Here is a 25,827-nt window from a genome sequence, read left to right as displayed (position 1 = left end):
CGTTCCGCCGGGAAGACGAGACTGACCATACCCGTCAGCGGGCGCGGGGGGCACCTTCGGGGGCGCGTGTCATAAGCGTTTCTATCTCGGACATCTCATTGTCAGACAGAGGACCGAAGGCAAGCGCAGCTGCGTTTTCTGCCGCTTGTTCCGCAGTGCGGGCACCCGGTAGCGGTATGTTCCTGTCATATTTTGCAAGAAGCCAGCATAATGCGCCTTGCGCGAATGTGCGCCCGTCACTTCGCAGGATCTCGCGGATTGATGCAAGGTTCTGCAGATGCGCCGCCGCTGGTTTCGCATCCTCGAAATAGTCCCGCCTTTCACTGTTAACCGAACGGACGTCCGTGTCCGGCATGACGGTCGTGTCGTCGAATTTCCCTGTCAGCAATCCCATCGCAAGCGGAGAACGCAGAAAGGCGAATAGATTATTCTTGCGTACGGTGCTCTGAATGGTTGGCACATCGACAAATACGTTCATGGCATGCTCAACCCCGATGAAACCTTCGAGGTCAAGCATCGCCTTGGTGCTTTCGGGAAAGTCGGTGCTCCAGCCATAGGCGCGGATATTGCCGGCTTGCCGCGCGATTTCCATCTGCTCAAAGATCGGGCGCGCTGTGGATACCGGCAGCGCGTTGAGGTGCAACAACATGATATCGACATGATCGCGGTTCAGGCGGCGCAGACTCCCCTCGATTGCTGGAATGACGGCGTTTGCCTCGGTCTCGGCATGCAAGATCTGACGTGAGTCCTCGTCTATAGCGGTGCCCAGTTTGGACATGATGATCGCGTCAGGTTGGTCCTTCAGGGCCTCTCCCAACAGGCGTTCGGAATGACCGGCGCCGTAAAAAGCCGCAGTGTCGAAAATGCGCAAGCCCGCGTCCAGGGTTGCGCGGATTGCGCGTTTGGATTCGGCATCGTCGATATCTGCAAAGCCAAGCGGGACCATCCCGGCATGAAACTGTCCGCCAATCGCCCAACACCCCATACCCATCGGTAATACGTCTTGTCCCAATAACTGCATCGTATCCGCCCCATGTTGTTACAGGTTCAGGATCGAATAAGATGATTGGCAATTCTACGGAAAGAAATGCAAACTCCTTTTCATGAATGAAATGATCTCAGATTGGAACGACCTCAAATTCTTTCTGGCCGTCGCGCGAAACAAGGGGTTGTCCGCTGCGGCCCGGCAGACTGGAACAAGTGCTGCGACGCTGGGGCGACGCATGCAGGCGCTGGAGCAATCCACAGGGATCGAGATCTTTCACAGGCACGCGCGGGGATATGACCTGACCGACCAGGGGGAGGCGCTTTTTGCCAAGGTGTCTGCAGTCGATGCCGAGGTGCGCCCGCTGTTCGCCCGCCAAAGCGGACGCGAGAAAACGCTCGTCAAACTATCCGCTGGGCACTGGACGCTGCATGCACTGTCTCAGGACATCATGCAGATCAGCAAGGCTGCGCCCGATGCGTTGCTCCGCTTTATTTCGGCTACCGAATTCCTCAACATCAATCACCGTGAGGCCGTGATAGGCATCAGGAACCAGCGTCCACATCAAACGGGATTGGCATGTCGCCGGATCGGCGCTGTTTCATTTGCCGCGTATGCAACCGACCCCGCGGTTGAGGGGTGGATAAGGGTGGCGGCCAATACACCATCGGCGCTTTGGTTGGCCGCCCAGGATGATAAGGTCACTGTAATGGAAGTAAGCGCATCGCAGCTTGCCAAAGACCTGGCCGTGCAGGGTGCAGGACGTGTGGTATTGCCGTGTTTTATCGGTGATCGCATTCCAGAGCTTGTTCGTGTACATCCTGAGATACCTGAACTGACCCATGAGCAATGGTTGGTCAACCATGACCAGGACAGGTTCATCCCCGCCGTTCGGCAAGTTCTTGATGAGACATACAAGGCCCTCAACCGTCGTCTGAAATCGCAATAGCATTGAAGGCCGACACGACTGCCAGGCCAGCATGCCCCGCCTTGAAAGGGCTGCCCGAGACGCAGTGCATCAGGTGTCAGCCAGACGGCTCTCAAGCAGATCGCCGGACTTCTCCACGATTGGATATCCGACCATCGCGAATGCCGTGTTGACCTGCTTCAGCGCCCGCAGCGTTTCCTGATGGATGTTGCTGGTGTCGATGCTTTCGACCAGACCCTGTCGCAACCTGCCGATGTGGCTGCGTTGCAGTTTCTGTTCCACCTGCCGGATCTTTTCCTTTGCCGCGATAAGCTCCCGCGCCTCGGCGGGGTTCTGGTTCATCAACACGTTCAGCGCCAATTGCACGTTGCCTTGCACCCGGTCGGCGAAATCACTGATCTCGCGTCGCCCTTGGGGGGAGAATGTCAGTTGCTGCCGGTCCAGCCGTTGCGCCAGCTTGAGCATCGTCCGCGCAATTGCGTCCGAGGCGGATTCAAGGCTGGCAGAGAGCGACACAAGCTCAATCGAGCGGCGGCCGAGGTGTTCTTTCAGACCTGTCTGACCCAGCTGTGCAAGATACAGCTTCACATCAAGGTGCATGGTCTTGATTGTCTTGTCCTGCTCCTGGATCAGCTTGCCAGCCGCGGCGTCCCATCGATCATAAAGTGGCTCGACCGTTATCAGCATCTGCTCGATCTTCTGGCCCATTCCCAACAGTTCCCGCGCCGCGCAGTCCAATGCACGTTGCGGCCGGTCCATTGCCGCAGGATCAAGGGCAGAGGTTGGCTGAAGCCCTCCGTTGGTTATCGGTTTTTCCGTCATCACCTGCCGCAGCACGGCAAGAAGGGGACCGGTGAGCGGCAGCGCCAGAAGGGCGAGGACAAGGTTGAATACAAGATGCAGGTTAATCGTTTGACGTGCCGCAGTTGCACCGAGGATGCCCAAAAGGTCCGGTCTCGCCGCGACCAGCAGTGTCAGCACCATGGCCCCGCCGCCCCGCAGCACCAGATTGCCGACCACCATGCGCCGTGATTCAAGCGGCGCGGAAAGGGTCAGGACATAAGCGATGAATGCGCCGCCCAGATTGGCGCCAAGGATCATCGCCGCGGCTGCTCCAATCGGCAAGACAGATTGCCCCGCAAGCGTTACAAAAAGCAAAACGGCGGCAACGCTGGAATGCACGATCCATGCAAACCCCGCGCCAAGTACGAAAGCCGTCATCAGATCGCGGCCCAGATACCCCATGACGACCTGCGTTGCGGGGTTCTCAACCAAGGGTCCTGTCGCCGCGCGGATCATGTCGAGCGAGACAAAGATTAGCGCCAGACCGATCAGGATTCGCCCCACCTGTCGTACGCTTCCCGTCCCCCGCATGAACAGGATAACACCGATCAGCAGCAAGATCGGGATCAGGGCCGCCTGCCGTACAACCAGCACCTGCGTGACAACCGCCGACCCCACATCCGCCCCGAGCAAGATCGCCAGACCCACCGTCGCCGACAGCCCGCCCTTGGCCACAAAGTTCGACGTCAGAACGGCGACTGCGGTCGAGCTTTGCAGTAATACTGCCGCACCCATGCCGGTGCCTGCCGCAAGAAGCCGATTGCGGGCCGAATGCTTGAGCCAGATCCGCAATTGCGCTGCAAACCCGCGTTCAACCCCGGTCCGCACCAGCCGTACCGCCCAGATCAGCAGGGCGGCAGCACCCGCGATGCCAAGCAGAAATTCCATGAGCTGTGGTTCGTTCAAAGGGCTTACTTTCAGGCAGCACAGGTGGAGGGTTCAAAGTGATCGAGCGCTGGTTAATGGCGTGTCAGGATCAAAAAGCCAGGGCTGGCGCATTTCCCAACAGGTATGTCGCGCGACAGTATTCCAACGTGCAGGGGGTGCAATATACATTTGTCTGGCATGATTTTCACCCCAGGCGCCGGAAAAGGCGAACGATAGGCTATGGAGCACCGATTTTAGCTGCCAGAGTGGGGATCGTCTTGAAGGAGCGATTGAAGGCGCAAACATTCGTCGCGGTTCTTGCAGGACTCGTCGGGGTTGCGGTCATTGTGCAACCTGGGTTCAAGGACGACGACCTCTGGTTCTACGTCATACCGTTGTTGGGAGCGATGGGAGCGGCAGTCGCCACGCTAAGTGTCCGCATCTTGTCTCGCACAGAAACCACATCGACCTTGCTGGTCTACCAAGCAGGATTCATCGGGGCCCTGTCCGGCGTCTCGATGTTTTGGTTCTGGGAATCGCCAGACCTGGCCGGGGCAACAATTCTGATCGGCATCGCCTTGTGCGCGACGCTTGGTCAGTGGTCCGGGATACATGCCTTACGGCTTGGAGAGGTTCGTATTGTCGGACCGATAGAGTATAGCCGCGCCGTTCATGCCGTCTTCTTCGGCTGGCTGTTCTTTCACGAAGCGCCCGAACCCTACACCCTAGTGGGCGCGGGGCTGATCATTGTTGCATGTATTCTAGCGGCGCACCAAGGAACAGGTAGGATGATCAGATGAGCAAGGCCGCAATTCAGATTTTCAGACACGGCAGGGTCGACTTTGATGGGCGGAGGTGGGTGCGGTCCAATGCAATGAGAGCCGAAGTGCGCAGGTATGACGCCGCGCCCCTTCGGCCGGGTTTAAGGTCGACAGCTAACAAGCAACCAAACCTTGTGGTCTGCAGCGCATTGAGACGAAGTGTTGCAAGCGCCGCACAGCAATTCCGTCATCCAGACATGAATGACCTCCTGTTCAGAGAGGCGGAGCTACCGAACCTTCCGCCTTTTCCCTTCAAGCTTCCGGTCCATAGATGGTTCGTGGCTGCGCGATGTTTCTGGTTTTGTGGTACGGACCGAGACTGTGAAGGCATCCAGCCCTTCAAGACCCGAGTGCGCGAGGCTGCATCAAGACTGGTCGACCTTTCACACAGACATTCGGAAATCGCAGTCATCGGGCACGGGCTCATGAATCGGTACATTGTCTGTGAATTGCGAGGGTTCGGTTTTAAGGGGCCGAAGAACCCCGGCCGGTTTTATGGCCAAGCTACCCGCTATGTTCTTGCATGAAGAAAATCGATTGGGCGGAAAGCATGTAGTTCCTTAACGGCCGTTCGCATGATCTGCAGCATCGGTCGACATGGGCTCCGTTTCAGTCATTCGCTGCAAGTACGTCCTGTTCCTTCCGTGATAGGTCTTCCATATACTGATCCGCGCTCTGGCATGTCACACCGGCACGATCCCTTGTCAGGTCTGGGAAACGCACCATTTTTGGACCATCAACAAAGGAATACACCATGACACTGAACGTCTATCTCTCCGGCGAAATCCATACAGACTGGCGCGAGCAGATCACAGAAGGGGCGGAGGGGCTGAACATTCACTTCAATGGCCCCGTGACCGATCATGAGGCCAGCGATGATTGCGGCGTTGCGATATTGGGTGCCGAGGCGGACAAGTTCTGGCATGACCGCAAGGGTGCGCAGATGAACGCAATCCGCACCCGCAAGGGGATCGAGGAGGCGGATGTCGTCGTCGTGCGGTTTGGCGATCAGTACAAGCAGTGGAACGCTGCCTTCGACGCAGGCTATGCTGCGGCGTTGGGCAAGTCTCTGATTATCCTGCACGGCTCCGATCACGCCCATGCACTGAAAGAGGTGGACGCCGCCGCGCTGGCTGTTGCATCCAAGCCGGGACAGGTGGTGCAGATCCTACGCTATGTATTGACGGGTGCTTTGCCGGGGTAAGGGACGTCTTGAACACCCCGTCAGTTTCCCGACGGGGTGCGGTTCTTGCAATTGCGTGAAGATGAGATTTCCAACCCGAAACTTCGCAAGCAGGGTCGTTCTGGTACTTACTCTCTTGGTGGTGTGACCAGTCCCGTCTGAACCGCCGGACGCGCGACAAATCGGTCGAGATAGGCCACCACATTGCTGTGCTTCTCCCAACCCAGCGCATCCTTGGCGCCGTAGAAATCCAAGGCACGCAGCCAGGGTGCAATTGCGATGTCGGCGATGGAATAATCGCCCGCGATCCACTCTTTGCCATGCAATTCCTTTTCCAGCACCGCCAAAAGGCGACCCGCTTCATCGAGGTACCGCTGCTGGGGCCGCTTGTCCTCCCATTCGCTGCCCGCGAACTTGTAGAAAAAACCCATCTGCCCGAACATCGGGCCGATGCCGCCCATCTGGAACATCAACCACTGGATGATCTTCGCCTTCTCCGCCGGGGTATTGCCCATCAGCGTGCCTGACTTCTCCGCGAGGTAGATCAGGATCGCACCGGATTCGAACAGCCCGATCGGGGTGCCGTCTGGCCCGTCCGGGTCCACAATTGCGGGGATCTTGTTATTGGGGTTCAGCGACAGGAATTCGGGGCTTTTAACGTCCGCATCTGCCAGCGTCACGAGGTGTGCCTCATAAGGAATTTTCATCTCCTCCAGCGCAATGGAAGCCTTCACACCATTTGGCGTCGGAAACGAATAAAGCTGCAACTTGCCCGGATCTGATGCGGGCCATTTGCCGGTGATGGGAAAGTGAGAGAGATCGGCCATTTATTGCTCCTTGTAAAACTGAGTTTTAGATAGCGCTTTTCCCCCCAAATGCATGGGTACCAATTGTGCTGAAATGTGTTAACGATTGCGCGCTGACGCACAAATTGTTTCCAAATGAGCTGCGTTTCATCAACAAGGGACGAATATATGATTAACGAATTCAAGGACTTCATCGCCAAGGGCAATGTCATGGACATGGCTGTTGGTATCATCATCGGCGCGGCCTTCACCGCGATTGTGACATCGCTTGTGGGCGATCTGATCAACCCGATCATCGGGCTGTTCTCCGGTGGGATCGACTTCACCAACAACTATGCGGTACTTGCGGGCGACGTACCCGAGGGTGCCTCGCTTGAAGTCGCACGTGAAACCGGCGCTTCGGTCTTTGCCTATGGTGCCTTCATCATGGCGATCATCAACTTCCTGATCATTGCATGGGTCGTGTTCATGCTGGTCAAGATGGTCAACCGCGTGAAAGCACAGGCGGAGAAGCCCGAAGATGTGGCCGAAGAAGTGGATACAGGCCCATCTGAGCTGGACGTCCTGCTTGAAATTCGTGATCAACTGGCCAAGCAAGCCTGACACATTACCACATGTTTCATGTGCCATTGGCCCGCCGTTTCGGCGGGCCTTTTGCATTCGTATTGAAGCCAAACGCAGGCTGCGGTATTCGGGACCTGGTTGGCAGTCACCAAGGCGTCGCTGTCCCCTGTAAGGGGATGCTAAAACTGCCGTTACTCAATGCATCGACTTGTCTCTAAACCCCTGTTTAGTGCCGCGTCGCAGGGCAGCGACCACGACGACCCCCAAGTGCGGCACGACGATAAGGAAACGACATGTCGAAAGACCTCATTCCGCTTGCCACTGCGGATATTTCCACCTTTGCCCGCAACCTAAACCGACATCTTGCCAGTGGCAGAACTCCGCCATCCCATCTGGAGATGCTGAACCATCTGGCCCGCGCAAGTGGCTTTCGCAACTATCAACACTTGCGTGCAGCCCATGCCGCGCAGGCTCGGGTCGAGGCGGCTCCGGAACCTACGGCGGATTTCAAGCTGATCGAAAAGACGCTTCACCAGTTCGACACGCAGGGCCGCCTGATCCGGTGGCCCGGCAAACGGCAGGTGCAGGAGCTTGCCTTGTGGGCGATGTGGGCGCGCCTTCCTGCGGAAACACCGATGGAAGAGCGTGATGTCAACGGCGCGCTGAACCTCGTGCATCTGTTCGAGGACGCCGCCCTCCTGCGCCGGAGCCTGATCGGCATGGGTCTATTGCAACGCAATCTTGATGGGTCGGATTACCGCCGCACAGAACAGCGCCCGCCACCCGAGGCGCAGGCGCTGATCCGAGAGGTCAGCCAGCGGCGAAAGCCCTAGACCTTCAACGCCAGCGATGGGGAGATCACATCCATTCCCAGCGCCTTGCCAACCGCATAGTAGGTCAGCTTGCCTGCATGGACGTTCAGCCCGTTCAGCAGGTGTTCGTCATCTGCGCATGCCTGACGCCAGCCCTTGTTGGCCAGATCCAGCATGAAAGGCATCGTTGCATTCCCCAGCGCGATGGTGGAGGTACGGGCGACCGCGCCGGGCATGTTGGCCACGCAATAATGCATGATCCCGTCGACGTCATAGATCGGTTCCTGATGCGTGGTCGCCTTGGACGTCTCGAAACACCCACCCTGGTCGATGGCCACGTCAACAAGGGCTGCGCCGGGTTTCAACTCGGACAGTTGCGCGCGGCTGATCAGCTTGGGCGCGGCCGCGCCGGGGATCAGCACGGCACCAATGATCAGGTCCGCTGCACGCGCCAGTTCGATGGTGTTCTGGGCAGAGGCATAGGAGGTCTTGAACTGACCCGAAAAGACATCGTCAAGATAGCGCATGCGCGGCAACGAACGATCCAGTACGGTCACATCCGCGCCCATACCGGCGGCAATTCGCGCCGCATGGGTGCCGACAACACCGCCGCCGATGACCATCACCCGCGCAGGCCCGACGCCGGGCACACCGCCCATCAATGTCCCACGCCCGCCATTGGCCTTCTGCAGCGTCCATGCCCCGACCTGTGGGGCCAGCCTTCCGGCAACTTCGGACATGGGCGCCAGCAGGGGCAGGCCGCCGTTGCGGTCAGTCACGGTTTCATAGGCAATTGCGGTGCAACCCGACGCCAGCAGGTCCTTTGTCTGCTCTGGGTCGGGGGCAAGGTGCAGGTAGGTGAACAGAACCTGCCCCTCGCGCAGCATCTTGCGTTCGACGGCCTGCGGTTCCTTGACCTTCACGATCATCTCGGCGGTGGCAAAGATTTCCTCTGCGGTGTCGATGATCGCCGCACCGGCTGCGATGTAATCCGCATCCGTGAACCCGGCGCCATCGCCGGCACCGGCCTGCACGATCACGTCGTGACCGGCATTGACGGCCTCAAGGGCGGCGCTGGGCGTCAGACCGACGCGGAATTCCTGTGGTTTGATCTCTGTCGGGCAGCCGATTTTCATGGAAGCGTTCCTTTGTTCTCATGTTGCCGCCTTTTTAGGCAACTCAAGGTGCAAAAAGGCACGAATTAGACTGGCAGTCGGAGTTCGCAGTAGGATAGCATTGCGGCGAAAGACACTATTACGCAAAGGTTTTGCGCATATGAGCCTTGATGAGATTGATCGACGCATCCTGCGTGCGCTTCAGCGCAACGGGCGGATGTCGAATGCTGAGTTGTCGGAGGAAGTGCATCTGTCCCCGTCGGCCTGCCACCGCCGCGTTCAGCGGATGGAGAAGGAAGGTTATATCCGCGATTATGTCGCCTTGCTGGATGCCCGGAAATTGCAGGTGCCCACGACGGTGTTCGTGGAGATCACCCTGCAAGGGCAGGCGGACGAGGTGCTTGACGCTTTTGAGCGGTCAGTCGCACGCATCCCGGACGTGCTGGAATGTCACCTGATGGCCGGATCGGCGGATTACCTGCTGAAGGTGGTGGCGGAAGACACGGAGGATTTCGCCCGCATCCACCGGCAGTACCTGGCGCGCCTGCCCGGCGTGGGGCAGATGCAATCCAGCTTTGCCTTGCGCACCGTTTGCAAGACCACGGCACTGCCCGTGTGAAATAGGATCGCAGGCAAGAGGGCCTGATGCCGTGCTGGAAACGCCTTTCCCAGCGGCCAAGAAAAAACCTCCGTAAGCGGTGCTTGCGGAGGTTTCAATTCTAAGGAGCAACGAGGTGATTTACATCATGCCTTCGCGCTGCGCTTTTTTGCGAGCCAACTTACGGGCCCGGCGGATCGCTTCAGCTTTCTCGCGCGCTTTTTTCTCGGAGGGTTTCTCGAAATGTTGCTTGAGCTTCATTTCCCGAAACACGCCTTCGCGCTGGAGCTTTTTCTTCAGAGCCCGAAGGGCCTGATCGACATTGTTGTCGCGAACACTAACCTGCATGTGGTTGTCACCACCTTTCTAGGATAAAGTTGCAAGGATTTGCAGGAACCCGCGCTATATCAACGCTAAACGGGTTTGTCGAGTCCGTATCGACCCAGGACAAGGAGAGAAAGATGAGTGATCCGAAAGATGCGCTGTTGGACGCAGCATTGATCCATGTGCCCTTTGATGGCTGGTCTCGGTCGACGTTCAAGGCTGCGATCGCCGATACAGAGATCGACGAAACCGTGGCCCGTGCGGTTTGTCCACGCGGCGGTGTCGATCTGGCCGTAGCCTATCACAAGCGCGGCGATGCGCAGATGATCGAAGCGCTGAAATCCGAAGACATGTCTCCCCTGCGGTACCGGGACAAGATCGCGCGCGCGGTGCAATTGCGGCTTGAGGTCGTGACCGACAAGGAAACCGTGCGCCGGGGCACCACGCTGTTTTCGCTGCCGCAATATGCGCCTGACGGGGCCAAGCTGATCTGGGGGACGGCGGACGCCATATGGACCGCGCTGGGCGACACATCTGATGATGTGAACTGGTACACCAAACGCGCGACATTGAGCGGGGTCTATTCCGCGACGGTATTGTTCTGGCTGGGCGACACCAGCGAAGGCGACAGCGCGACATGGGCGTTTCTGGACCGGCGCATCGATGATGTTATGCAGATCGAGAAGGTCAAGGCGCAGGTCCGCAAGAGCCCGACCTTGTCCGCGCTGCTGGCCGGCCCGAATTGGCTGCTGGGACAGATCAAGGCGCCGCAGCGGTTCAGTGATGGCGGCACACCGGGTGCCTGGACCTCACCGCGCGATTGATGCGGTCGCGGATTGGCTTTCATACGCGTTGCCTTTCACATGGACGACTGACCTGCTAGGCAGGCCGCTGACCTTGCAACGACGCGCCGCCCATGAATGACCCCAAGCCCCCCTTGATCGACCTGCGCGATGTGCATTTCGCCTCTGGCGGCGTGGATATCCTGCAAGACATCACGCTGTGTGCGGACGAACACCGGATCGGCGTCTTGGGCCGCAACGGATCCGGCAAGACTTCGCTGGCGCGCGTGATGGCGGGACTGGTCCAGCCCGATCAGGGGCAGGTGCGCATCGGTGGCATCGATGTCGCAAAGGACCGCAAGGCGGCGCTGGGCGTCATCGGGATCCTGTTTCAGAACCCGGATCATCAGATCATCTTCCCCACCGTGGAAGAAGAACTGGCCTTTGGCCTGACCCAGATGGGACAAAGCAAACAACAGGCCACAGCGCAGAGTGCCGCAATGCTGGAACAGTTCGACCGCGCGCATTGGGCCAAGGCGTCAATTCACCAGCTTTCCCAAGGCCAGCGGCAGTTGGTCTGTCTGATGGCAGTGCTGGCGATGGCACCGGAGGTGATCGTGCTGGATGAGCCCTTTGCCGGGTTGGATATTCCCACGACCCGCAGTCTGGAGCGGGCATTTTCGGAATTGGATGTCACGCTGGTGCAGATCACCCATGATCCGCAGGGGGTCGCGGCGTATGACCGGGTGATCTGGCTGGATCGGGGACAGATTGTGGCCGATGGGCGACCTGCGCAGGTGATCGCTTCTTTCACCTCACGGATGGAGCAGTTGGGGGCGAGCGATGATCTCACTGACCTCACCGGTTGAAACACGTGCTCATGGCTGGCCTGCCGGGGTCAAGCTGGGACTGTTGTGCATGGCTACGGTCGTGCTGTTCAGGATGGAGGCGGCTGGCTGGCATCTGTTGGCCTGTGCCCTGACGCTTGGCCTTTATGCCCTGCCCGGTCGGCTGTTTTTGCGCACCGGATTGGGCCGCTTGTGGGTGCTGTGGCCTTTCGTGGCGCTGATCGCGGTATATCATGTGATCATCGGTGACGCGGTGAATGGATTGGTGATCGTGCTGCGGATGATCACGGCGGTGGCGCTGGCCAATCTGGTGACGATGACCACCCGGCTCAGCGACATGATGGCCGTGGTAGACTGGCTGATGACGCCGCTGCGTCGGCTGGGTATCGACACCCGCCCCATCGCGCTGGCGATGGCGCTGGTCATCCGGTTCACCCCGGAACTGGCGCGCAAGGGGCAGATGTTGACGCTGGCGTGGCGCGCGCGAGCGCGCAGGCGACCCGGTTGGCGGCTGATCCCGGCGTTTGCCGCACTGGCGCTGGATGATGCTGAGCACGTGGCAGAGGCGCTGCGCGCCCGCGGTGGCGCTTGACCTTGCCGGGTGGCGCGCCTACCACGGCGCGCGACACTCAAAGGACATCTCCCATGGAACGCTCAATCGCCCTCGTTGCCCTTTTCGCCGCGCTGATTGCGGCGCTGGGCCTGATCCCCAAGCTGACGCTGGGGTTCGGCGTGCCGATCACGGCGCAAAGCCTTGGTGTGATGCTGTGCGGCACGATACTGGGTGCGCGGCGCGGTGGTCTGGCGGCCTTGCTTTTTGTCGCGCTGGTGGCACTTGGCCTGCCCTTGCTGGCAGGGGGGCGGGGCGGTCTGGGTGTCTTTGCCGCGCCTAGCGTGGGCTTTGTTGTGGGCTTCCCGGTCGCCGCTTTTGCCACCGGTTTCGTCATGGAGCAGATGCAGCGCACGCCGATCGCCTGGGCGGCGGGGATCGCCTCGGTCATTGGCGGCGTGGTCGTGCTTTATGCCTTTGGAGTGCCGGGGCTGATGGTGATGCTGGACAAAGGTTTTGCTGAGGCGCTGGGCCTTGTATCTGCCTTCATCCCCGGCGACTTCATCAAGGCTGTGCTGGCTGGATTGATTACGGCTGGCGTGGCGCGCGCGCGGCCTGCAAGCCTGCTGTCACGCCCCTAGGATCAGCGCACTGCCGATGCCACCCGCGGCTGCAATGGTCGCAAGCCCCGTGCCGCCCCTGTGGCGTAGTTCGTGAAACAGGCGCACCACGTTGATCGCCCCGGACGCGCCGATGGGATGGCCCCGAGCCAGCGCACCCCCGCCCAGATTGACCCGCGCGGGATCAAGCCCCGCTTCGCGAACACAGGCGATGGCCTGAACGGCGTAGGCTTCCATGACTTCGGCGACATCGATCTGGTCAACTGTTAACCCGGTTTCGGCGAAGGCGCTTTGGATCGCCGCAAGGGGGGCAAGGCCCGGGCATGTCGGGTCGGCGCCCCTTGTGGCACCGCCAAGGATGCGCAGGCCCGGCGTGCCGTGTCGCGCGGCGACCTTCGCTGATGTCACGATACAGAACGCCGCCGCATCGGCGGCAACGGCGGCATTTGCATGGGTGATGCTGCCATGGATCGTGGGCGCACGGGCACAAAGCGCGGGTGTCAGCTTGCGGGTGAAACTGTCCACTGCAAGACCCTCAAAAGGGATCATTTCCGCCGGATCCGGCACGCAATGGCGGGCCTCGGCGTGGCTTTCCACCGCCCATTCATCCTGTGTCGGGCGGTCAATGCCAAGGCGCTGCGCAAGGGCATCGGCGGCTTCGGCCATGTCGGGATCGCGGTCCGGCCATGGGGTGAAGGGGGCTTGGGTATAAGGCCGGGGCGGGCGGCCATCTGCAAAGGTGTGCTGCCGGATCGGCGCACGAGAATAGCTTTCCACGCCGCCCGCGACGACGACATTGGCCGCCCCGCTTTCCACCAATGCCCGCGCCAGCAACAGCGCATCCATCCCGCCAGAGCACTGGCGGTCGATGCTCAGCCCCGCGACATGCTCGGGCAGGCCCGCCGCCAGTGCGATGCTGCGTGCCGGGTTGCCCCCCGGTCCAATGGCGGTGCTGACGATCACCTCGTCGACGGCATCGGGTGGCAGACCCGCCTGCGCAAGTGCCGCACGCAGGACAGGCGCGCCCAGTTGCGGCAATGAATAGGCGCTCAAGGCCCCACCACGCGGCGCAACGGGGCTGCGGCAGGCGGCAAGGACATGGGCGGTCATGATCGTTCCTCCACCCAGTGCGCCAGCGCCACCAGATCGGACTTGCCCGACGTCAAAAGCGGAAAGGCCGGGTGAAAGAGCACATGTTTCGGGGTCAGTGTCGCCCCAAGCGATGCGCGGCACCCGTCGCGGATGCGCAGGGAAAGGCCGGTTTCCTTCTGGCCAGCAACAACCGCCACAAGATGCTGCCCGCGCCGCGGATCGGGGCGGGGAAGCACGGCACAATGCGCCACACCGGGCATGGCTGCAATCAGGTCTTCCACCGTTTCGGGAAAGGCATTCACGTCACCCACCGTGATCATCCTGTCCCTGCGCCCCTTCAGCCAAAGCAGGCCGTCCCCGTCGACTTGCCCGATCTCTCCGGTGCTGACGAAACCCTTCTGGCAGATAACCAGATCGCTACCGCCCCCGTCATATCCGTCACAAAGGTAGGGGGACCGGACCCAGACCTCCCCCGGTCCGGAGACGGGGTCTCCGCGCGGGTCACGGATTTCCAGCGCCACACCCGGATAGGCGCGCCCGACAGAGCCGTGTGGCGCATCCTCGCCTGCAAGGCTGACAAAGCTTGTCTCGGCTGTGCCATAGAAGACATGCAGGGCGGCGTTGGGAAAGCGGGTGCGGGCGATCTGCCGGGTTGCCGCGTCAAGCGCGCCACCACCGCACAGGATCAGCCGGAGGTGGGGAAGGGAGGTGCGCGTCGCTGCAAGCATTCTGATCTGCGTGGGCGTTGCATACAGAACGGTGACCTTTGCCTTGGCCATCAAATTCGCCTGACGCGACGGGGCAAGTCCGGACAGGACATGCGCATCCGCCCCCAGATGCAAGGCTTCCAACACACCGTAAAGCGCCAGCGAATGCGCCAGCCCCCCCAGCACGGCAACCTGATCCGCGGGGCGAAGCGCGAAGCGTTTCGTGTTCACCTCGAAGGATGCGATCCAGGAGGATTGGCGGCGACGGATCAGCTTGGGGCGACCTGAACTGCCCCCGCTTTGGGTCATGAACCAACCCGGTGGGGCGCTGATCCGGGTGGGTGGTGCGCTGTCGACCAGGCAGAAGGGGCGCCCGGCGCGCAACGTTTGCCCAAGTTCGGCGAGCGCACGCGCAGGGGGGTGCGTCTTCACCATGGCAAAGCCTTCCCCGGTCGCTGCCTGCGGGCTGATCTGACAGTCGGCAGCGTACATCCGGGCGTCCGGATGCCATTGAAAGCGCAGGGTGGATTGCATCGACTGTCCTTGTTCGGCGGTCCGCGTGCTGTAGCAAATACCATGGCAGGCCCCAAGCCGCAAAACCTCCTCGCGCCGCACGGGCGGGCGCATTAGGATGCGGCAAAGCGAGTGGGGAGAGACGGGATGACAAATACCATGCGTGCGATCGAGATCACCAAACCGGGCGGCCCGGAGGCGCTGCAACTGACCCGGCGACCGGTGCCCGAACCTGCCCATGGTCAGGTTTTACTGAAGGTGGCCTACGCCGGAGTGAATCGCCCCGATGCGTTGCAGCGCGCGGGCATGTACGCCCCGCCGCCCACCGCCAGCGATCTGCCGGGGCTGGAAGCGTCCGGAGAGGTGATCGCCGTCGGACCAGGTGTCAGCGACCTTGCCGAAGGGGATCAGGTATGTGCCCTGCTGCCGGGTGGCGGCTATGCCGAATACGTGGCGACGCCGGCGGCGCATTGCCTGCCGATCCCGAAGGGGATGGGCATGAAGGAGGCCGCCTGTTTACCCGAGACGTTTTTCACCGTCTGGTCGAATGTCTTCATGCGCGGCGGGTTGAAGGCCGGGGAACGGATGCTTGTGCATGGTGGGTCCTCCGGCATTGGTACAACCGCAATCCAGCTGGGCCGTGCATTTGGCGCGCGGGTGTTCGTGACGGCCGGATCGGATGAAAAGTGCAAGGCATGTACGGATCTGGGTGCGGAAAAGGCGATCAACTACCGCGAGGATGATTTCGTCGACGTTCTGCGCGCCGAAGGCGGCGCGGATCTAATTCTCGATATGGTTGGTGGCGACTACATCCCGCGCAACCTCAAGACGCTCGCCGAGGATGGACGGCTTGTCCAGATCGCTTTCCTGCAAGGCCCCAAGGTCGAGGTGAATTTTGCGATGTTGATGACCCGGCGATTGACCATGACAGGCTCCACCTTGCGCCCGCAAAGCGATCTGGCCAAGGCCGGCATCGCCCAGGAATTGCGCGAAGCCGTCTGGCCGTTGTTGTCCGCCGGGCAAATTGGCCCCGTAATGGACAGCAGCTTTGATCTGGAAGCGGCCTCCGACGCCCATGCGCGGATGGAAAGCAGCAGCCACATCGGGAAGATTGTGCTTGAGGTGGGGGGCTGATCCAAAGGACGCGCTACGCGCGGCACGATGTTTCGAGGGGCGCGTTGACGTGTTTCGATGCTGATCTGCTTTGGGCGATAGTTGTGGGTGCGGACGGGATTTAAGGCCAAAAAGAGAAAACATTTGTTAACCAAGACTTGCGATCTTCATCGGGCGGTACAGGCTACGGAGCCGATGACCGCGCCAAGAAGAGAACCGTTGCGGTCTTTGAAAAGGGAAGGGGGAGGCGACTCTTTCTTCTCTTTTTGGCCTTAAATCCCGTCCGCACTCTCCCCCCGCGCAGGGGCCTGCGTTCATCGTAGGGGGGTGAACAGCGCATCCGTCATCCTACAATCGCGCACGACATCCTGTCCGCAAGGCACTGGATCAAGGTTTTTGGACATGCAGATGCGGACTTCCTGAATATGTCCGTCCCGGCAGGTGACGGTGACCCCGTCGCGTTCCATGTCCGGGTTTGCCTTCAGAAAGGCTTCCTCCACCACGGCGGCGGGCAAGGTGACGTCACGGTCGAGCTTGCGAAAAACCGCCGGGCGGGTGATGCGCGCGTATGCGTCGCGCGACAAGTCGTAGTAGGCTGGCGCGGAAAGCCCCGTGCAACTGCCGTGTTTGCGCCATTGGTGCCAGGCGAGACCCGGCGTGCCCATGATATCGGCCATCTCGCGGGTCATCCGGCGCGAGGGGGGGCGTTCTGAGGTCTGGCAGAAGTCGGGATAGCCCTTGTGATATTGTGGCCAGAGCCCGTGCAGAATCCAGCCGTGTCCCGATCCGCTGTCGCATTGCGGAGAATTGCGCGCATCGCCTTCGATCGCGCACCAGTTCGGCGACCAGCTGAGCGAGACGACATAATAGTCGAAGACGCCTGCCTTGTCCTCCTGCGCCGCAGCGGGCAAGCCGGACGCCGCGACAAGCAGGGCAAGGATCAGATGGCGCATTGGGTCTTTCCTTATGGTCCGCAAGCCACTATATACCGTCCAAGTTCCCCCACAATGGAAACCGTCCCGGCCCCCGGGAAAGCCCTTTCAGGCGACGGGACAGTTGCGACTTCAGGAGTAAGACACATGGCAAAACCGATCATGGCCAAAGCCACCGCCGTCTGGCTGGTGGACAACACGACGCTCAGCTTCAAGCAGATTGCCGACTTCGTCGAGATGCACGAGTTGGAAGTGCAGGGCATCGCCGATGGTGATGTGGCGCAGGGCGTCAAGGGGTTTGACCCGATTGCAAACAACCAGCTGACGCAGGAAGAGATCGACAGTGCCGAAGCCGATCCGCTGCGCAAGCTAAAGCTCAAATTCAATGCGGCCGCCCAGGGCGAGGAAAAGCGCCGCGGGCCGCGGTACACGCCGCTGTCCAAGCGTCAGGATCGGCCGGCGTCGATCCTTTGGCTGGTGAAGTTCCATCCTGAGCTGGCGGACAGTCAGATCAGCAAGCTTGTCGGCACCACCAAACCGACCATTCAGGCCATTCGCGAACGCACCCACTGGAACATCTCCAACATTCAGCCCATCGATCCGGTTGCGTTGGGTCTGTGCAAGCAGTCCGAACTGGACGCTGCCGTTCAGAAGGCCGCTGCGAAAAAGGCCAAGGAGGGTGCCGTGATGAGCGACGACGAGCGTCGCAAGCTGGTGAGCACCGAACAGAGCCTTGGCATGGACGCAGAACCCAAGATCCCCACGGCCATCGAAGGGCTGGAAACCTTTACCCTGGCCGAAGACACCGTCGAGGAAGACAAGGAAAGCGGTGATTATTCGGATGCCGACAGCTTCTTTTCCCTGCCTGAAGGCAGTGAAGAAGGGGACGGCGACGAAGACGAGAAGGCCAAGTCCTGATCGCTTGAGAGGGGCCACTGTCGCCAGCGGCGCGGTGGCCCCGCGCCATTGGTCGGCCCGTCAATCGCTTTGCAAGACGGCAACAGCAAATGGGGTGCCGGGATTATTTCCGGCCCCGGCCCACAAAACACTTGCACGAATCCAGAATGAGCGTAATGCGCGGTTTCAAGACGCCAACGCACGCGCCTCTGGCCGGTCAGCCCGCTGATTGACCCGCGTTCATGTAGCGACGGTAACGTCTCTTGAAATGACTTTTGGGGTGGTTCCACCCCCTTTGCTCTTTGGAGATGACCCATGAACGCGACTGTCCCCGGCGCCCTGCGCGCCGCTGCCCCTGTGCATGCCGATCCCGCAACCGCCTATATCGCGGCGAATGTCTTTGACCGGCCCACCCTTGTGATCAGCCGTGCCCGTGTCGCGGCACAATATGACCGCCTGAAAGGGGGGCTGGGGGATGCGCATATCCATTACGCCGTCAAGGCCAACCCGGCACCGCAGATCATCCGCACGCTGGTCTGCAAGGGGTCTGGGTTCGATGCCGCGTCGCGGGCCGAGATCGAATTGTGCCTTGCCCAGGGCGCTGACCCGTCACGCATTTCCTTCGGCAATACCATCAAGCGCGCTTCGGACATCGCATTCGCCCATGCCGCGGGCGTTCGCCTATTCGCGGCGGACAGTGTGGCGGAACTGGACAAGATTGCCGCGCATGCGCCGGGTGCAAAGGTCTACATCCGGTTGATCGTGGAGAATTCGCTTGCGGACTGGCCGCTGAGCCGCAAGTTCGGGTGCGCCGCGGGCATGCTGCCTGTTTTGCTGGACCATGCGCGCGATCTGGGCCTGCAGGCCTATGGGCTGTCGTTTCATGTCGGGTCGCAGACCCGTCAGGCGGCCTTCTGGAACCCGGTGCTGGATCATGTCGCCGACCTTTGGCATGCGGCGCGTGCGGCAGGGCATGATTTGCAGCTTCTCAACATCGGTGGTGGATTTCCGGCATACTACGGGGATGCGGTGGAGCCCCCGCGCGCCTATGCCGCGGCTGTTCGCGCCGCAGTCGATGCGCGGTTCGGCCCGGTCCCGCACCTGATGGCGGAGCCCGGTCGCGGTCTGGTGGCGGAGGCGGGACACATTGCGGCAGAAGTCATGCTGGTTTCACGCAAGTCCGAAGATGACCTGCACCGCTGGATCTATCTGGACATCGGGCGCTTTTCGGGGCTGGCGGAGACCGAGGGAGAAGCCATTCGCTACCAGATTGTCACCCGGCATGACGGGACCGAATGCGGGCCCTGTGTGCTGGCTGGACCTTCGTGCGACAGTGCGGATATACTGTACGAGAAACGCCCGATCCAGTTGCCGCTGGCGCTGCGGGATGGCGACAAGGTGATGATTCGCAACTGCGGGGCCTATACCAGTTCCTACAGTTCTGTCGGATTTAACGGGTTTCCGCCGCTGGATGTGATTGTTCTTTGAACGATCCGGTCGCGGCGGACGGGCCACCTGATTTGGGAGGAGAGGGTGGCCCGCCTATTTCATGTGACCGCGAAAACTGAACGTGCGTGGTGATCAAGGCGTGCTCCCGCACAGGATTTGTCAGAGCGTCTTGCGGGCGTTAAGCGCGGCGGTGATGGTGCCGTCATCCAGATAATCCAACTCGCCGCCGATGGGGACACCCTGTGCCAGGGATGTCAGGCGCACCTGCCCGTCCAGTTGGTCGGCGATGTAGTGGGCGGTTGTCTGGCCATCTATGGTCGCATTCAAGGCAAGGATGACTTCCGTGATCCCTTCGCTGGCGACCCGGTCGATCAGACGGGGTATGCGCAGTTCCTGCGGCCCGATGGCATCGAGCGCGGAGAGCGTGCCGCCCAGCACGTGATAGCGGCCCTTGAAGACGCCCGCACGTTCCATCGCCCACAAGTCGGCGACGTCTTCGACCACGCACAACTCCCCGTTGGCGCGCTTTTCCGACGTGCAGATATCGCAAACATCGGTCGTGCCGACATTGCCGCAGTTCAGGCATTCGCGCGCCGTCGCGGCAACCGTTTGCATCAGGTCCGCCAAGGGGCTCAGCAGAAGGCTGCGCTTGCGGATCATATGCAGTACCGCACGCCGGGCAGAGCGTGGACCAAGGCCAGGCAGCTTGGCCATCATCTCGATCAAGTTGTCGATATCGCGGGTGCTGCTCATGGGGTCTGGGCTTCTCCGGGAAGGGGTGTGCGGGTGACGGTGAACCCTGCGGTGCGTAGGCGCGCCACCATGCCGTTTTTGCCGGGCAGATGGAAGGCACCAACAGCAACGAAAACGCCGCCCTTTTCAAGCTCCGGTATGACCCGCGTGATGAAATCGGCGTTGCGTGCATCCAGCAGATAGGCGTCGGTGCGCGCAAGGTGGGCAGCGCCCTCCGGCCCGAGTTCGTCGCGGATCCATTCCGCTTCAAGCATCATCATCAGCCCAAGGCGTCCTTCAAGATAAAGGGCGAAGTAGGTTTGCCGACTGCCCGGTTGCGGGAACAAGGAACTGCCGTAGACGGTGATCAGCGACAGCGCGGTGCGGCGGTTTTGTGGGGCGTTCAGATAGTCGAGGAATGCCGCCTCCGGTTCCAGCCCCAGAATGTCCGCTCCGGCAATCATGCCAAGCATCTGGATTCGGCTGTCCTGAATGGGAAGGGTGCCTGCGCTGAAATCATCGCAGGGGTCGGTCATCAGCAGATTGGCAAGACCACCAAGGGTCAGGTAATCCGGCGCGCCGCGCCCCCATCCGATGCCTTCGGTGCGGTCGCGAATGCGGTTGATGATCCTGGCCGGGACGCCGGTGTTCTCGGTCTCGAACCGCCAGGCCGCGTTGCCGCCTTCGCGCATCCAACCTTCGTATTCAAAGCTTTGGGTGATGGATTTGCGATCCGGCTGGATCGGGTCCATCTCAAGCGCGACGATGCGTGCGGTTTCGATGTCATCTTCGACCGCCTGCGGCAGATCAAGGATCAGCGGATCGGTGGAATGGAAGGTGCCCCAAAGGTGGGACACCGCCCCGCCGGGGCTTTCGATGCGCCAGTAGCGGCCCGTTCCGTTGATGAAGCGGGACGCCGCGTCCTGTTCCAGCACGGCCAGCAGATCGGGGGGCAGCACCTGCTTATCGATTGCGGGCCGCATGACGGTGCAAAGGTCGCGCGTCGCCCAGTCCTGCGCCGTTGCGGGCATGCTTTGTGCACTAACAAGAGCCAGTGCAAAGGCAAATCGTATCAGACGCAGGCGTGTGATCAGAATGGCAGCTTCATATCGGCAGGCAGGCCCAGACCTTCGGTCAGTTTGCGCATTTCTTCCTGGCTGCGTTCGGACGCTTTGGCCTGTGCGTCCTTGATGGCGGCAAGGATCAGGTCCTCGACGACTTCCTTATCGTCGCCGTTGAAAATCGACGGGTCGATGTCCAGCGCCTTGAGTTCGCCCTTGGCTGTCGCGGTGGCCTTGACCAGACCCGCGCCGCTTTCCCCGGTGACCATGATACTGGCCATGTCGTCCTGCAACTGGGCCATCTTGCCCTGCATTTCCTGCGCTTTCTTCATCATCCCGGCCATATCGCCAAGAGAACCCAAACCTTTGAGCATCTGCTCACTCCTTCATGATTGTTGCCCTCTATATGAGGCGCGGGCGGGGTGGGATCAACTGTCCTCGAAGGGATCCCATTCGTCTTCGACTTCCGGCAGGGCGTCCTGCACGGCTTCTGCGGCGATCTGTTCGGGGGTGCGAATGGCGGTGATACGCGCCTTGGGGAATTGCGCCAGCACCGCTTGCATCAGGGGATGCGCCTGTGCGTCGGCGCGCAGGGCGTTGTCTTGCGCGTCGCGCACCTCGGCGATGGTTTCTGCTTCTGCCCCGTTGACGATGCTTACCGCCCAGCGATTGCCGGTCCACAATTGCAACTTCCCGCCAAGGCGCTGGGCCAAATCAGCGGGGGCCTTTTCGGTCGGGGTGAATTCGATGCGGCCCGGTTGATAGGCGGCAAGGCGCAGTGTGGTTTCGACGTCCACCAGCAGCTTTACGTCGCGGTTCGCACGGATGAGGTCGACCACGTGGTCGAAGGTGGGGTAGCGCGCAAGGGCGGCATCAATGTCCTGTGCCAGGGCGGTTGTCTGTCCACCCGGCCCGGGATTAGAAGCCATACGCGCCTGTGCGGCCGCCACGGCCTCTGCGCCCGGCGCATGTGATGTTGTGGTCCCACCTGACGACGATGTCGCAGCAGGGGGCGGCGGGCTTTTGTCCTGAAGCTTGCGCACCAGTTCTTCGGGGCTGGGCAGGTCGGCGACATGCGTGAGCCGGATGATCGCCATTTCCACAGCCATCATCGCGTTCGGCGCGCTGGCTACTTCGTCCAGCGCCTTGAGCAGCATCTGCCACAATCGCGTCAGGACGCGCATCGGCAACGCGTCGGCCATCTGGGTGCCACGTTCGCGTTCCTGAGGCGACACGGTCGGATCTTCGGCGGCTTCTGGCGTGATCTTAACCACTGACACCCAATGGGTGATTTCGGCCAGATCGCGCAGCACGGCCATCGGGTCGGCACCATCGGCATACTGGGCGGAAAGTTCGGTCAGGGCCGCTGCCGCATCACCCCGCAGGATCATGTCGAAAAGGTCCAGCACGCGCCCCCGGTCCGCAAGGCCAAGCATCGCGCGCACCTGCATTGCAGTGGTTTCGCCAGCCCCGTGGCTGATGGCTTGATCCAGCAGCGACGTGGCATCCCGCGCGGATCCTTCGGCAGCGCGGGTGATCAGGGCCATGGCATCATCGGCGATCTGCGCACCTTCGCTGTCGGCAATGCGGCGCAGCATGGCGATCATCACTTCGGGTTCGATCCGGCGCAGATCAAAACGCTGGCACCGCGACAGCACCGTCACCGGGACTTTGCGTATCTCGGTTGTGGCGAAAATGAACTTCACATGTTCAGGTGGTTCTTCCAGCGTTTTGAGGAGCGCGTTGAACGCACCCGTGGACAACATGTGCACTTCGTCGACGATGTAGACTTTGTAGCGGGCCGATGCAGCGCGGTAGTGCACGCTGTCGATAATCTCGCGGATGTTGGCCACACCGGTGTTCGATGCAGCGTCCATCTCCATCACGTCGACATGGCGGCCTTCCATAATGGCGGTGCAGTGTTCGCATTGCCCGCAAGGTTCGGTAGTGGGACCGCCCGTGCCATCCGGCCCGATGCAGTTCATGCCCTTGGCGATGATTCGCGCGGTCGTGGTTTTGCCCGTGCCGCGTATGCCGGTCATGATGAACGCCTGCGCAATGCGGTCGGCCTCAAACGCGTTCTGCAGGGTGCGCACCATGGCATCCTGACCGACAAGATCTGCAAAGGTTTCCGGCCGGTATTTCCGGGCAAGGACTTGGTAACCTTTTTCGGGGGCGCTTGTGTCGCTCATGGGGGCTCCGGGGGATTCTCTGACTTGCGCAGGGTAGTGTTCTGCCGGTGGAAGGTCCACCACGAGCCTGCGGTGACGCCACGCGTCATTCCAACATCGGATACCATCAGGAAAAGAGCAAATTCTTGCCATAATCCCATGTAAAATAATGGAAAATATCCACCTTTGGCGTGAGAGGGCAGTACATGTTGGCGATTTTGGGATTATTGGGCGTTGGTCTGGCGATGGCGGCGTTTGTCGGGTCGGATAGCGATGACGGCGGCGCAGGATCGGAAGCGGATACATTCTCCGATGAAGACGACGCCATCGTCGATGAGGCCTTCCGCGCGGATGTGCAGGCGAATTTCATTGATCTGGTGGGGGAGGGCGAGCTGACGCAAAGCGAAGCAGACGCCGGTCTGGCCGCGATCAACTTCACGTCCGGGCCGCAGAACATCGACACCGGCGCGGGTGATGACGCCGTGTTGTTACGCGCCGGTGACAACATGATCGTCACCGGGGATGGAGAGGACGTGGTTTTCGCGGGCAGCGGCGATGATACGATCATGCTTGGCGCAGATGATGATGTTTCTGGGTTAAGCCCCCTCAGCTTTGATCGCGGTGACGATCTTGTGTCTTTCCCGACCATTGAGGAGACCGGAAGCCTGTCGGCCGGTGTCAGCGAAGAGGTCTTTGAGGGCGGCGATGACAGGATTGTCGGCGGCACTGGCGACGATCTGATATCCGACAGCTTTGGCGCAAACGTGGTGATCGGCAATCAGGGTGATGATATCATCGACACCGTGGATAACCCGGAAGATCAGGGTACGCCCGACAGGGTGCTTGGTGGCTTTGGGCAGGACATCATTCTGGTGGATGAAGGTGACACCGTGGAAACCGGGCGCGGGCTGGACGAGGTGACGGTCGATCTCTTTACCGGTGTTGAAGCGGGGTATGATATCGTGACGATCTCCGATTTCATGCGCGGTATGGACGTTCTGGAACTGGCAGGTTCCGAGGCGCTCCTGCAGACCCCCACGCCGGATGGTCCTGACGATATCGTCGAAAATCCGATCACAGTTGAACCGCTGGAAGATGGCAGCGGGTCAATGGTTTTTGTCAATGACATCCCCGTGGTTCGGGTAATCGGACCGATTGACCTGACAGTTGCGGACATACGATTGAGCAGCTGATCGGCAAGTCTGTACGGTTCGGAACCTTTTCACTACACTTTCCTGCGTGGGTCGCTACCTATGAAGTGGGCGTTAGAAGGGGTGTGGATTATGCGGTTGCGGGGCATCAGGCGAAGCAGAAACGTAGAAGTGCGTGGCGGCGGGCGGCGTCGCGGCGGCGGGCGTGCCGGAGGCATGGGCGTGATCGGCCTGCTGATCGTGCTGGCCGTCGGTTATTTCACCGGGATTGATGTCAGCGGGCTTTTACAGGGCGGCAACGCGCCACTTACCCAGCAAAGTGAGCAATCCACCGCGGCCGATGACCGGGCGACGGAGTTTTCTGCCCGCGTGCTCAGCACCACTGAAGATGTCTGGGCCAAGGTATTTGCAGAGCAGCTTAACCGCGAATATGTGCCGCCCAAGTTGGTGGTTTTCAACGGTGTGACGCAAAGCCCCTGTGGTGGCGCCAACGGGGCGACCGGGCCGTTTTACTGCCCTGCCGACAGCAAGGCCTATTTGGACACATCGTTCTTTGCGATGCTGGACCAGCGCATGGGGGCGGGGGGTGATTTCGCCGCGGCCTACGTGATTGCGCACGAGGTGGCCCATCACGTTCAGAACCAGTGGGGCATCCTTCCCAAGGTGAACGCCGCGCGCCAGCAGGCCAGCAAGACAGAGGCCAACGCGCTCACGGTGCGGCTGGAATTGATGGCCGATTGCCTGTCGGGCATTTGGGCGGCGAATGTGCAGTCGCTGATGGAGAAGGGCGATCTGCAGGAGGCGCTGAACGCTGCGCGCAAGATCGGTGACGATCACCTGCAGCGACAGGCTGGCCGCGTGCCCCAGCCGCACACGTTCACCCACGGCACCTCGGAACAGCGCGCGCGCTGGTTCGCAAGGGGGTATGAGACCGGCGCAGTCGGGCAATGCGATACCTTTGCCGCTGCACGCCTTTGAGCGATTACGACACCAAATATGATGCGGCCTTGGCTGAATTGGCGCGGACCCAGGTTTGGCGCAGCAACTACGTGCCGCCGTTGCACAAGTTGCAGAGGCAGCTTGGGATGCAGGTGCGTCCGCCCCACTACCAGCCTTTCCTGCGGGTCTGGGCCGGTCAGGCCGTGTGGTTCGGGATATTCTGGGGCGTTTTGATGTGGTTCGTCGAATGGCGTGGGGCTGGCGTTGCCCCCGCCGTCGCCATGGGATCATCCGCGATTGCGGGGGTTTTGTTCGGTTTCTTCATGGGATGCTATTATGCGCATTCGCGCCGGAAATGGCGTTTGAGCCGCTGGAATGATCTGTAAGCGGGAAATGCAGGGGCGCCCACGTCGTTGGGAGCGCC

Annotated in this window: 28 protein-coding genes; 16 read left to right on the top strand and 12 right to left on the bottom strand. The window is 60.9% G+C overall.

Translation table 11 applies throughout. From position 1 onward, the window contains the following. Positions 1-34 precede the first annotated feature (34 nt). The gene (locus AB4X18_RS06415; RefSeq protein ID WP_432817203.1) at positions 35-1,021 is read right to left on the bottom strand and encodes an aldo/keto reductase; all 987 of its coding nucleotides are present in this window, start codon (positions 1,019-1,021) and stop codon (positions 35-37) included. Positions 1,022-1,103: 82 nt separating this feature from the next. Between AB4X18_RS06415 and AB4X18_RS06410 the strand changes: the two genes are divergently transcribed. Beyond that, positions 1,104-1,934 carry a LysR family transcriptional regulator gene (locus AB4X18_RS06410; RefSeq protein ID WP_370399303.1) on the top strand — a complete coding sequence of 277 codons (831 nt, stop codon included), beginning with the start codon at positions 1,104-1,106 and terminating at the stop codon, positions 1,932-1,934. Between the two features lie 69 nt (positions 1,935-2,003). On the opposite strand, the gene AB4X18_RS06405 is transcribed toward AB4X18_RS06410, so the two are convergent. After that, positions 2,004-3,644, bottom strand: coding sequence for a Na/Pi cotransporter family protein (locus tag AB4X18_RS06405; RefSeq protein ID WP_432817202.1), 1,641 nt, complete (start codon positions 3,642-3,644; stop codon positions 2,004-2,006). 56 nt (positions 3,645-3,700) lie between these two features. Here AB4X18_RS06405 and AB4X18_RS06400 point away from each other — a divergent pair, with 56 nt between their 5' ends. Both AB4X18_RS06400 and AB4X18_RS06395 read left to right on the top strand, forming a co-directional pair. After that, positions 3,701-4,423: a DMT family transporter gene (locus tag AB4X18_RS06400; RefSeq protein ID WP_370399302.1), complete on the top strand. Its 723-nt coding sequence runs from the start codon at positions 3,701-3,703 to the stop codon at positions 4,421-4,423. A gap of 775 nt (positions 4,424-5,198) precedes the next feature. After that, on the top strand, positions 5,199-5,648 hold the full coding sequence (locus AB4X18_RS06395) for a YtoQ family protein (protein WP_370399301.1): 450 nt from the start codon (positions 5,199-5,201) through the stop codon (positions 5,646-5,648). 107 nt (positions 5,649-5,755) lie between these two features. On the opposite strand, the gene AB4X18_RS06390 is transcribed toward AB4X18_RS06395, so the two are convergent. Beyond that, on the bottom strand, positions 5,756-6,454 hold the full coding sequence (locus AB4X18_RS06390; protein ID WP_370399300.1) for a glutathione S-transferase family protein: 699 nt from the start codon (positions 6,452-6,454) through the stop codon (positions 5,756-5,758). Between the two features lie 147 nt (positions 6,455-6,601). On the opposite strand from AB4X18_RS06390, the gene mscL reads away from it, so the two are divergent. Beyond that, the gene (gene mscL / locus AB4X18_RS06385) at positions 6,602-7,036 is read left to right on the top strand and encodes a large conductance mechanosensitive channel protein MscL (protein ID WP_370399299.1); all 435 of its coding nucleotides are present in this window, start codon (positions 6,602-6,604) and stop codon (positions 7,034-7,036) included. Positions 7,037-7,290: 254 nt separating this feature from the next. Then, positions 7,291-7,830, top strand: coding sequence for a DUF2087 domain-containing protein (locus AB4X18_RS06380; RefSeq protein WP_370399298.1), 540 nt, complete (start codon positions 7,291-7,293; stop codon positions 7,828-7,830). On the opposite strand, the gene ald is transcribed toward AB4X18_RS06380, so the two are convergent. Then, positions 7,827-8,945 carry an alanine dehydrogenase gene (ald, locus tag AB4X18_RS06375; RefSeq protein ID WP_370399297.1) on the bottom strand — a complete coding sequence of 373 codons (1,119 nt, stop codon included), beginning with the start codon at positions 8,943-8,945 and terminating at the stop codon, positions 7,827-7,829. The genes AB4X18_RS06380 and ald overlap by 4 nt on opposite strands. A 139-nt stretch (positions 8,946-9,084) precedes the next feature. Here ald and AB4X18_RS06370 point away from each other — a divergent pair, with 139 nt between their 5' ends. Next, the gene (locus AB4X18_RS06370) at positions 9,085-9,543 is read left to right on the top strand and encodes an Lrp/AsnC family transcriptional regulator (RefSeq protein WP_370399296.1); all 459 of its coding nucleotides are present in this window, start codon (positions 9,085-9,087) and stop codon (positions 9,541-9,543) included. A 120-nt stretch (positions 9,544-9,663) separates the two neighbouring features. Here the strand turns inward: AB4X18_RS06370 and rpsU are convergent, their stop codons facing one another. Next, a complete protein-coding gene (gene rpsU / locus AB4X18_RS06365; RefSeq protein ID WP_007118112.1) occupies positions 9,664-9,870 on the bottom strand; it encodes a 30S ribosomal protein S21 in 207 nt (68 codons plus the stop codon). A gap of 113 nt (positions 9,871-9,983) precedes the next feature. Between rpsU and AB4X18_RS06360 the strand changes: the two genes are divergently transcribed. The 4 genes from AB4X18_RS06360 (at position 9,984) to AB4X18_RS06345 (ending at position 12,667) form a co-directional block, all read left to right on the top strand. Further along, entirely contained in the window at positions 9,984-10,670 is a 687-nt protein-coding gene (locus tag AB4X18_RS06360; protein ID WP_432817201.1) for a COQ9 family protein, read from the top strand. Between the two features lie 92 nt (positions 10,671-10,762). Continuing rightward, on the top strand, positions 10,763-11,497 hold the full coding sequence (locus AB4X18_RS06355) for an energy-coupling factor ABC transporter ATP-binding protein (RefSeq protein WP_370399294.1): 735 nt from the start codon (positions 10,763-10,765) through the stop codon (positions 11,495-11,497). Further along, positions 11,472-12,068, top strand: a complete 597-nt coding sequence (locus AB4X18_RS06350) for a CbiQ family ECF transporter T component (RefSeq protein WP_370399293.1) — start codon at positions 11,472-11,474, stop codon at positions 12,066-12,068. The genes AB4X18_RS06355 and AB4X18_RS06350 overlap by 26 nt, the downstream gene beginning before the upstream one ends. 53 nt (positions 12,069-12,121) lie before the next feature. Then, positions 12,122-12,667 carry a biotin transporter BioY gene (locus tag AB4X18_RS06345; RefSeq protein WP_432817200.1) on the top strand — a complete coding sequence of 182 codons (546 nt, stop codon included), beginning with the start codon at positions 12,122-12,124 and terminating at the stop codon, positions 12,665-12,667. On the opposite strand, the gene AB4X18_RS06340 is transcribed toward AB4X18_RS06345, so the two are convergent. Together AB4X18_RS06340 and AB4X18_RS06335 are read right to left on the bottom strand one after the other, a co-directional pair. Beyond that, entirely contained in the window at positions 12,656-13,756 is a 1,101-nt protein-coding gene (locus tag AB4X18_RS06340; RefSeq protein ID WP_432817199.1) for a thiolase family protein, read from the bottom strand. The genes AB4X18_RS06345 and AB4X18_RS06340 overlap by 12 nt on opposite strands. After that, on the bottom strand, positions 13,753-14,979 hold the full coding sequence (locus tag AB4X18_RS06335) for an AMP-binding protein (protein WP_432817198.1): 1,227 nt from the start codon (positions 14,977-14,979) through the stop codon (positions 13,753-13,755). The genes AB4X18_RS06340 and AB4X18_RS06335 overlap by 4 nt, the downstream gene beginning before the upstream one ends. A 126-nt stretch (positions 14,980-15,105) precedes the next feature. On the opposite strand from AB4X18_RS06335, the gene AB4X18_RS06330 reads away from it, so the two are divergent. Next, complete coding sequence (locus AB4X18_RS06330) at positions 15,106-16,092, top strand: NAD(P)H-quinone oxidoreductase (RefSeq protein ID WP_432817197.1); 987 nt, start codon at positions 15,106-15,108, stop codon at positions 16,090-16,092. Positions 16,093-16,385: 293 nt separating this feature from the next. Here AB4X18_RS06330 and AB4X18_RS06325 read toward each other — a convergent pair whose 3' ends face one another. Further along, positions 16,386-17,024, bottom strand: a complete 639-nt coding sequence (locus tag AB4X18_RS06325) for a ribonuclease T2 family protein (protein ID WP_432817196.1) — start codon at positions 17,022-17,024, stop codon at positions 16,386-16,388. Between the two features lie 126 nt (positions 17,025-17,150). Between AB4X18_RS06325 and AB4X18_RS06320 the strand changes: the two genes are divergently transcribed. Together AB4X18_RS06320 and AB4X18_RS06315 are read left to right on the top strand one after the other, a co-directional pair. Then, complete coding sequence (locus tag AB4X18_RS06320; RefSeq protein ID WP_370399289.1) at positions 17,151-17,921, top strand: DUF1013 domain-containing protein; 771 nt, start codon at positions 17,151-17,153, stop codon at positions 17,919-17,921. A 294-nt stretch (positions 17,922-18,215) separates the two neighbouring features. Further along, positions 18,216-19,388: a type III PLP-dependent enzyme gene (locus tag AB4X18_RS06315; RefSeq protein WP_370399288.1), complete on the top strand. Its 1,173-nt coding sequence runs from the start codon at positions 18,216-18,218 to the stop codon at positions 19,386-19,388. A 120-nt stretch (positions 19,389-19,508) separates the two neighbouring features. On the opposite strand, the gene recR is transcribed toward AB4X18_RS06315, so the two are convergent. Genes recR through AB4X18_RS06295 form a run of 4 tightly spaced genes read right to left on the bottom strand, consistent with a single transcriptional unit; the run spans position 19,509 to position 23,334 of the window. After that, the gene (gene recR, locus AB4X18_RS06310) at positions 19,509-20,102 is read right to left on the bottom strand and encodes a recombination mediator RecR (RefSeq protein WP_370399287.1); all 594 of its coding nucleotides are present in this window, start codon (positions 20,100-20,102) and stop codon (positions 19,509-19,511) included. After that, positions 20,099-21,112, bottom strand: coding sequence for a TraB/GumN family protein (locus tag AB4X18_RS06305; protein WP_370399286.1), 1,014 nt, complete (start codon positions 21,110-21,112; stop codon positions 20,099-20,101). Before AB4X18_RS06305 ends, recR begins: the two co-directional genes overlap by 4 nt. Positions 21,113-21,171: 59 nt before the next feature. Then, entirely contained in the window at positions 21,172-21,516 is a 345-nt protein-coding gene (locus AB4X18_RS06300) for a YbaB/EbfC family nucleoid-associated protein (protein WP_370399285.1), read from the bottom strand. 54 nt (positions 21,517-21,570) lie between these two features. Then, positions 21,571-23,334: a DNA polymerase III subunit gamma/tau gene (locus AB4X18_RS06295; RefSeq protein ID WP_370399284.1), complete on the bottom strand. Its 1,764-nt coding sequence runs from the start codon at positions 23,332-23,334 to the stop codon at positions 21,571-21,573. Positions 23,335-23,519: 185 nt separating this feature from the next. Between AB4X18_RS06295 and AB4X18_RS06290 the strand changes: the two genes are divergently transcribed. The 3 genes from AB4X18_RS06290 to AB4X18_RS06280 all read left to right on the top strand — a co-directional run bounded on the left by AB4X18_RS06290 (position 23,520) and on the right by AB4X18_RS06280 (position 25,789). Further along, a complete protein-coding gene (locus AB4X18_RS06290; protein ID WP_370399283.1) occupies positions 23,520-24,506 on the top strand; it encodes a calcium-binding protein in 987 nt (328 codons plus the stop codon). Positions 24,507-24,596: 90 nt separating this feature from the next. Continuing rightward, positions 24,597-25,442, top strand: coding sequence for a KPN_02809 family neutral zinc metallopeptidase (ypfJ, locus tag AB4X18_RS06285; protein ID WP_370399282.1), 846 nt, complete (start codon positions 24,597-24,599; stop codon positions 25,440-25,442). Further along, positions 25,439-25,789, top strand: a complete 351-nt coding sequence (locus AB4X18_RS06280; RefSeq protein WP_370399281.1) for a DUF6404 family protein — start codon at positions 25,439-25,441, stop codon at positions 25,787-25,789. Before ypfJ ends, AB4X18_RS06280 begins: the two co-directional genes overlap by 4 nt. Positions 25,790-25,827 lie beyond the last annotated feature (38 nt).

The organism is Sulfitobacter rhodophyticola (genome assembly GCF_041281685.2).
Classification (GTDB): Bacteria; Pseudomonadota; Alphaproteobacteria; order Rhodobacterales; family Rhodobacteraceae; genus Sulfitobacter.
Note: the sequence above shows the minus strand (reverse complement) of the source record. Positions and strands in the feature narration are given on the sequence as shown.

What these genes read in the sequence shown, in the direction of transcription:
- AB4X18_RS06415 (WP_432817203.1), bottom strand. Translation starts at nt 1,021, where the DNA reads ATGCAGTTATTGGGACAAGACGTATTACCGATGGGTATGGGGTGTTGG.
- AB4X18_RS06410 (WP_370399303.1), top strand. Translation starts at nt 1,104, where the DNA reads ATGAATGAAATGATCTCAGATTGGAACGACCTCAAATTCTTTCTGGCC.
- AB4X18_RS06405 (WP_432817202.1), bottom strand. Translation starts at nt 3,644, where the DNA reads ATGGAATTTCTGCTTGGCATCGCGGGTGCTGCCGCCCTGCTGATCTGG.
- AB4X18_RS06395 (WP_370399301.1), top strand. Translation starts at nt 5,199, where the DNA reads ATGACACTGAACGTCTATCTCTCCGGCGAAATCCATACAGACTGGCGC.
- AB4X18_RS06390 (WP_370399300.1), bottom strand. Translation starts at nt 6,454, where the DNA reads ATGGCCGATCTCTCTCACTTTCCCATCACCGGCAAATGGCCCGCATCA.
- mscL (WP_370399299.1), top strand. Translation starts at nt 6,602, where the DNA reads ATGATTAACGAATTCAAGGACTTCATCGCCAAGGGCAATGTCATGGAC.
- AB4X18_RS06380 (WP_370399298.1), top strand. Translation starts at nt 7,291, where the DNA reads ATGTCGAAAGACCTCATTCCGCTTGCCACTGCGGATATTTCCACCTTT.
- ald (WP_370399297.1), bottom strand. Translation starts at nt 8,945, where the DNA reads ATGAAAATCGGCTGCCCGACAGAGATCAAACCACAGGAATTCCGCGTC.
- AB4X18_RS06370 (WP_370399296.1), top strand. Translation starts at nt 9,085, where the DNA reads ATGAGCCTTGATGAGATTGATCGACGCATCCTGCGTGCGCTTCAGCGC.
- rpsU (WP_007118112.1), bottom strand. Translation starts at nt 9,870, where the DNA reads ATGCAGGTTAGTGTTCGCGACAACAATGTCGATCAGGCCCTTCGGGCT.
- AB4X18_RS06360 (WP_432817201.1), top strand. Translation starts at nt 9,984, where the DNA reads ATGAGTGATCCGAAAGATGCGCTGTTGGACGCAGCATTGATCCATGTG.
- AB4X18_RS06355 (WP_370399294.1), top strand. Translation starts at nt 10,763, where the DNA reads ATGAATGACCCCAAGCCCCCCTTGATCGACCTGCGCGATGTGCATTTC.
- AB4X18_RS06350 (WP_370399293.1), top strand. Translation starts at nt 11,472, where the DNA reads ATGATCTCACTGACCTCACCGGTTGAAACACGTGCTCATGGCTGGCCT.
- AB4X18_RS06345 (WP_432817200.1), top strand. Translation starts at nt 12,122, where the DNA reads ATGGAACGCTCAATCGCCCTCGTTGCCCTTTTCGCCGCGCTGATTGCG.
- AB4X18_RS06340 (WP_432817199.1), bottom strand. Translation starts at nt 13,756, where the DNA reads ATGACCGCCCATGTCCTTGCCGCCTGCCGCAGCCCCGTTGCGCCGCGT.
- AB4X18_RS06335 (WP_432817198.1), bottom strand. Translation starts at nt 14,979, where the DNA reads ATGCAATCCACCCTGCGCTTTCAATGGCATCCGGACGCCCGGATGTAC.
- AB4X18_RS06330 (WP_432817197.1), top strand. Translation starts at nt 15,106, where the DNA reads ATGACAAATACCATGCGTGCGATCGAGATCACCAAACCGGGCGGCCCG.
- AB4X18_RS06325 (WP_432817196.1), bottom strand. Translation starts at nt 17,024, where the DNA reads ATGCGCCATCTGATCCTTGCCCTGCTTGTCGCGGCGTCCGGCTTGCCC.
- AB4X18_RS06320 (WP_370399289.1), top strand. Translation starts at nt 17,151, where the DNA reads ATGGCAAAACCGATCATGGCCAAAGCCACCGCCGTCTGGCTGGTGGAC.
- AB4X18_RS06315 (WP_370399288.1), top strand. Translation starts at nt 18,216, where the DNA reads ATGAACGCGACTGTCCCCGGCGCCCTGCGCGCCGCTGCCCCTGTGCAT.
- recR (WP_370399287.1), bottom strand. Translation starts at nt 20,102, where the DNA reads ATGAGCAGCACCCGCGATATCGACAACTTGATCGAGATGATGGCCAAG.
- AB4X18_RS06305 (WP_370399286.1), bottom strand. Translation starts at nt 21,112, where the DNA reads ATGCCCGCAACGGCGCAGGACTGGGCGACGCGCGACCTTTGCACCGTC.
- AB4X18_RS06300 (WP_370399285.1), bottom strand. Translation starts at nt 21,516, where the DNA reads ATGCTCAAAGGTTTGGGTTCTCTTGGCGATATGGCCGGGATGATGAAG.
- AB4X18_RS06295 (WP_370399284.1), bottom strand. Translation starts at nt 23,334, where the DNA reads ATGAGCGACACAAGCGCCCCCGAAAAAGGTTACCAAGTCCTTGCCCGG.
- AB4X18_RS06290 (WP_370399283.1), top strand. Translation starts at nt 23,520, where the DNA reads ATGTTGGCGATTTTGGGATTATTGGGCGTTGGTCTGGCGATGGCGGCG.
- ypfJ (WP_370399282.1), top strand. Translation starts at nt 24,597, where the DNA reads ATGCGGTTGCGGGGCATCAGGCGAAGCAGAAACGTAGAAGTGCGTGGC.